The sequence below is a fragment of the Halobacillus sp. BBL2006 genome (assembly GCF_000786645.1).
GTDB lineage: Bacteria > Bacillota > Bacilli > Bacillales > Halobacillaceae > Halobacillus.
In genome coordinates this window covers 1-1538 of sequence record NZ_JRNX01000448.1, presented here as the reverse complement: position 1 = coordinate 1538, position 1538 = coordinate 1, and the positions used below count along the sequence as shown (strand labels likewise).

Sequence of the window (1538 nt, the reverse complement as noted above, 5' to 3'; positions counted from 1 at the left end):
GGCGTGCTGCCGCCACTTTGGTCGAGGGCTGCGATAAATCCATTTCCACTTTGGACCTTATCAAATTGTGTTTGATTCATATGCTTCACTCCTCTTTGTTTATCATTCCTCTATACCCTTTCCCGTTCATCGCTCATCTTTAACATAAGTTATAGACTGATCTAAAGGGGAAGTTGCATGAGGTCAGTGGTTAAGGCGTATCATATAAAATTTCATCGGCTTTATCTTCTGCCTCTTTTTCAGGGAGATTTTCAATGATCTCAAGCATTTTGTTTGTGATGCTCCCAATCTCCCGACGGCTGTAACCAAGTTCATTCATTGCGATGGTTGTGTATGCTAGCGAATCGCTTTTTTCCACACCAGGTTCCTCCTTCTATTTAGTGATGATCTTAGTGTGTGCGATTTTTCGCTTGCTATTACCAGTATCTTCATCTCAATAAAACAGGGGAGTGTTACTTTTAATGGTGAATTCTATCATTCACCAAACGCTTCGGGAAGCATCTTAAACCCGTCAATCTCCGCGTCCTCTTCTACTTCAATCATGATACATCGTTTTCCCTTATAGTTGACTTGCCTCACATATTGCAAATCCTGAGGACTGATAGAGATGTTAGCGATTTTTGTGTTGATTTTGATTGATTTCGATTTGTATTTTGGGACGATACTGCTGGCTTTCAGCTCGTACGCATCGTCTTGAGTGACTCGTTGAAAAGCAGTTTTGACTTTTTCAGAATCGACAGTTTCACCACTCTGGGTCAACACACGTTCCACGTCTTTATAGTCGAGCCTTGGTGGTTCATCATCTTCGTTTTCTTCCACAACGCGATTGATTTCCCCGTAGACACTGGCAAGGGTGGAGGGGTTCATCTGATCTCCGACGACGTCCTTGATGACTTCCTCAAACACCGCTTTGTCTTCTTTCGCTGTCATAATCTCTTCACCGTTTAGTACGTCTTCGATAAATCGGTAGTCAGGTTCATTAGCTTTACCTGCGGCGTAAAGCACGTGATTCACATCTGAAGTGCCTTCCGTGATAGAAGGAAAAAGGAATCCTGACATTGGGTTTTTAAGGTCGATAACCGGGTCTACCTCAATCTTGTATTTGAATTCCTTCTCCACATAGTCAAACTGGATTTCTTTTTTAGGTTCCTCGGTTTTGTTGATGCTGCAAAGAATGAAGGGATTGGAGTACACAGCATCCCGTTCACTTTCTTCTGGTTCGTCATTACGACGCTTCGTTGGCTTTAAGTACTCAGCACGAATGAAAGTGATGACGACGTCCTTCTCATAAGGATTGTCCTTAATCATTTTCTCTGTCATCTTCAGCATTTCTACTTTCCAGTCCTCGACCTCGCTGCTTAGCAGCCCTTTATGTAGAATGAGCTGACTATGATCTTCTGCCTCGCGCTGGAATTTCAGTTCGAACAATTTTTCATCAAGCTGGCCAGTCAGCACTTTCTTGAAATTGTTCATAAAAAGCTCCTGCTGATCCCGGTCGAGCATCTCGAACGGCTGGCTCTGGTGATGGTAAATGTCAG

The 1538-nt window shown here is 43.2% G+C and carries 2 protein-coding genes; both read right to left on the bottom strand.

The window, feature by feature from the left end; genetic code table 11:
- Window positions 1-190: 190 nt before the first annotated feature.
- Window positions 191-358 carry a hypothetical protein gene (locus tag LD39_RS22695; protein WP_156112645.1) on the bottom strand — a complete coding sequence of 56 codons (168 nt, stop codon included), beginning with the start codon at window positions 356-358 and terminating at the stop codon, window positions 191-193.
- A gap of 116 nt (window positions 359-474) precedes the next feature.
- Window positions 475-1538 (bottom strand): DUF4317 domain-containing protein (locus tag LD39_RS13425; protein ID WP_035547780.1); only part of this gene is annotated, 1064 nt, incomplete at its 5' end.